This window comes from Dokdonella sp., assembly GCF_039926425.1.
In the GTDB taxonomy this organism is placed as follows: domain Bacteria; phylum Pseudomonadota; class Gammaproteobacteria; order Xanthomonadales; family Rhodanobacteraceae; genus Dokdonella_A.
In genome coordinates, this window is record NZ_JBDSWZ010000015.1 from 1 (window position 1) to 3858 (window position 3858).

3 protein-coding genes are annotated in these 3858 nt (G+C 62.7%); 2 read left to right on the forward strand and 1 reads right to left on the reverse strand.

All coding sequences use genetic code 11. The features are described 5' to 3' along the window. Positions 1-106 precede the first annotated feature (106 nt). Positions 107-2545, forward strand: coding sequence for an alpha/beta fold hydrolase (locus tag ABIV12_RS00830; RefSeq protein WP_348055249.1), 2439 nt, complete (start codon positions 107-109; stop codon positions 2543-2545). Continuing rightward, positions 2542-2973 carry a DUF3574 domain-containing protein gene (locus ABIV12_RS00835; protein ID WP_348055251.1) on the forward strand — a complete coding sequence of 144 codons (432 nt, stop codon included), beginning with the start codon at positions 2542-2544 and terminating at the stop codon, positions 2971-2973. Before ABIV12_RS00830 ends, ABIV12_RS00835 begins: the two co-directional genes overlap by 4 nt. Before the next feature lie 16 nt (positions 2974-2989). On the opposite strand, the gene ABIV12_RS00840 is transcribed toward ABIV12_RS00835, so the two are convergent. Beyond that, positions 2990-3858 (reverse strand): integron integrase (locus ABIV12_RS00840; RefSeq protein WP_348055253.1); only part of this gene is annotated, 869 nt, incomplete at its 5' end.

Genomic DNA, 3858 nt, shown 5'->3' on the forward strand with positions numbered 1-3858 from the left:
GGTCCGCCCTGGTGAGACACGCCAGCCACACCGCTGACTTCTGGCCCGGTCCCGTCGCCGGTCAAGCCGCTATGCTCCGTCTTTCGCCTCGCGTTCCGGAGTTCCCATGCAGCGTGCACCTCTGTCCTTTCTCGTCGCCCTGATCTGTGTCGCCACCACGCCCGCGCACGCGATCTCGATCGAGCAGGCGATGGCCGACCCCGACTGGATCGGTCCGCAGGTCGAGCGCACCTGGTGGAGCGTCGACGGCCGGAGTCTCTATTACCCGCTCAAGCGCAAGGGTTCTCCGGTGCACGACCTGCATCGCGTGAACATTGCCGATGGCAAGGACAGCGTGATCGATCCGCAGGCAATGGCGAACACCGATGGTGCCGATGCGGTGTTCGACCGCAGCCGCACGCACGCCGCGTTCGTGCGCAACGGAGATATCTTCGTTCGCGCCATGGCCAGCGGAAAGCTCACGCAGGTGACGCGGACTCCGCAAACCGAAGCCGCCCCTCAGTTCTCCGCCGACGGTCGCCGTGTGCAGTACCGCGCCGGCACCGACTGGTTCTCCTGGGATTTCGCCGGTGGCGTCACCGCACCCGCAACGGTGATCAAGGTCGAGAAAGACCCCGCCGCAAAAAAACCCGATGCACTCGGCCAGCAACAACTGCGTTATTTCTCGACGCTGCGCCAGATCAAAACCGACCGTGACGCACAAGAGAAAAACGGCGAGGACTTCGCGAAGGGTGATCCAACGCGTGCACCGCTGCCGTTCTACCTCGGCGATGACGTGAAGATCGAGGCGACGTCGCTGTCGCCGGATGGTCGCTCGCTGCTGGTCGTCACCTCGCCCAAAGGTCACGAAGAAGGCCAGCTCGGCAAGCTGCAGCGCTTCGTCACCGAATCGGGGTACGAGGAACAGGAAGAAGAGCGCACGCGCGTCGGTCGCAACGCTCCGGCTCCGCAATCGTTGCTGCTGCTCGATCTGGTCAAGCATGAGCAACACGCGCTGGCGATCGACGGATTGCCGGGCATTCACGACGATCCGCTGAAATCGGTGCGTGAGGAAAACGAAAAACTCGCACGCGAACGCGGGATCGAAAAGAAGGAATCCGACAAGTCTTCAAAAGACAGGAAGGAGTCCGCAAGCGACACCACGTTGCGCGCTGTTCGCATCGTCGCCGGGGGCGATGACGGCGGCGGTGGCGGCATCGCTTGGAGCGACGACGGCAGGGCGCTGGCAGTACAGATCCGCGCAATCGACAACAAGGACCGCTGGATCGCCAGTGTCGATCTCGAACGTGCCCGGCTCGACGTGCGCCATCGCCTCACCGATGCCGCATGGATCAACTGGAACTTCAACGAGTTTGGTTGGGAGAAGGACGGACGCACGCTGTGGTACGTGTCCGAGGAAAGCGGCTACGCGCAACTCTACACACGTGGTGCAAGCGGCAACGCGACGGCGCTGACCCGCGGTGCCTTTGAAGTCTCCGCACCCGTGCTGTCGCCAGACGGCCACTGGTTTTACATGCGCGCGAACGTCGCGGCGCCGTACATCTACGACGTGTACCGGGTCGCAGCAACGGGTGGACCGCTCGAAAGGATCACCTCGTTCAAGGGAATGCAGACGTTTTCGCTGTCGCCCGACGGCACGCAACTCGGCATCGTTCATTCGGGCACGTACGTTCCCGCGCAACTTGCCGTCGTTGATGCGCAGGGACACGCACAAGCGCGTGATCTCACCGATACGCGCACATCCGACTACAAGGCGCTGGATTGGCCTGCGCTGGATGTCGTGCAGGTCCCTTCGACCCACACGAAGCAGCCGATCTACGCGAAGCTCTACAAGCCGAAGGACTTCGATCCATCAAGGAAGTACCCGGCTGTGCTGTTCGTGCACGGCGCCGGTTACACGCAGAACGTGCACAGTGCATGGCCATATTATTTCCGCGAACAGATGTTCCACACACTGCTCAACCAGCAGGGCTACGTGGTGCTCGACATGGACTACCGCGCCAGCGAAGGCTACGGCCGCGACTGGCGCACCGCGATCTACCGGCAGATGGGGCAACCGGAACTGGAAGACCTGATCGACGGAGTGCACTGGCTGCAGAAGAATGCGTCCGTCGATCCGCAACGCGTCGGCCTCTACGGTGGATCCTACGGCGGCTTCATGACGTTGATGGCGATGTTCCGCGCGCCGGATGTCTTCAAGGCCGGCGCCGCACTGCGACCGGTTACCGACTGGGCGCAATACAACCACGAGTACACCTCGAACATCCTCAACACGCCGGCGATCGACCCCATCGCGTACGAGCGCTCGTCGCCGATGGAATTCGCCGACGGGCTCAAGGGCGCGTTACTGATCGCACACGGCATGATCGACGACAACGTGCTGTTCGAGGATTCGGTACGGCTGTATCAAAAGCTGATCGAGTTGCACAAGGACAACTTCCAGCTGTCCGGCTATCCGCTCGAACGCCACGGCTTCGTGCATGCCGATTCGTGGCTCGACGAATTCAAGCGGATCGATCGTTTGTTCGAGACGAACCTCAAATGATCCCGCGGATCCGCTCGACGTTCGTGCTGGTCTTCACGGCGCTGCTGATTGACGGATGCCAGCTCGACTGGGTGCGCGAGCATCCACTCGGCTGCCGCGCGGACGAAAAGGCGCTGGTACGTGACACGCTTTACTTTGGCCTTGCAATCCCCGGCGGTGGCGAGATCACGCCGGATCAGTGGGCGCACTTCGAATCGGACGTGCTGCTGCCTGCATTTCCACACGGCTTCAGCGTGCTCGACAGCCATGGCCCATGGCGCGGCGCAGATGGCCGCAACCAAGTGGAAGCCAGTCACATGGTGGTGATCGTGCACGACGATGACGTGACCTCCGCATCGTCGTTGCGCCGCGTGATTGCCCACTACAAATCCACCTACGGTCAGGAAGCGGTGCTTCGCGAACGTGCGGCAGTGTGCGTGACGTTCTGACGCGCGGTTCGCCACATCAACGATCCAGCGGACTCAGCACGCCCTGCCCTCCCCGGTTCAGTACGTGCGTGTAGATTTGCGTCGTCGCGACGTCCTTGTGTCCGAGCAATTCCTGGATCGTCCGCACGTCGTAGCCGGCTTCCAGCAAATGCGCCGCGAAGCTATGACGGAACGTGTGCGCGGTGACGAGCTTCACGATCCCCGCCCGCTGCCGCGCCACCTTCAGTGCACGCGCGAGCATTGCTTCATCGAAGTGATGCCGGCGCACCACACCGCTGCGCGGATCACGTGAACGCTGTGTCGAGAGAAACACGTATTGCCAACCGAAATCACGCGCCGCGGTGGGATACTTTCGCGCAAGCGCGTGCGGCAGCAACGCTTCACCGAATCCTGCGGCCGAATCCTGCGCATGCAACGTTCTCGCGCGATCGATTTCGCGCTCCAGCGGCTCGACCATCGAACGCGGCAACATCGTCCGACGGTCCTTTCCACCTTTGCCTTGCCGCACCGTGATCTCCGATCGACCGAAGTCGATGTCCTTCACACGCAGGCGCAGACATTCCAGCAGTCGCAGGCCGGTTCCATAAAGCAGGCGCGCGATCAAGCCAGCACGGCCGTCCATCACGGCCAGCAGCCGCGCCACCTCGTCTCGCGAGAGAACCGTCGGCACCCGTTGCGGACGCTTCGCGCGCACGAGACCGTCCAGCCACGGCAAATCGATCGAGAGCACCGTCCGATACAGAAAAAGCAACGCAGCGAACGCCTGGTTCTGGGTGCCCGCCGCAACGTTGCCGTGTACTGCCAGCGTGCTGAGGAACGCCTCCACCTCGACTGCGCCCATCTCCCGCGGATGAACACGACCGCTGGCCACGATGTACCGCCGGA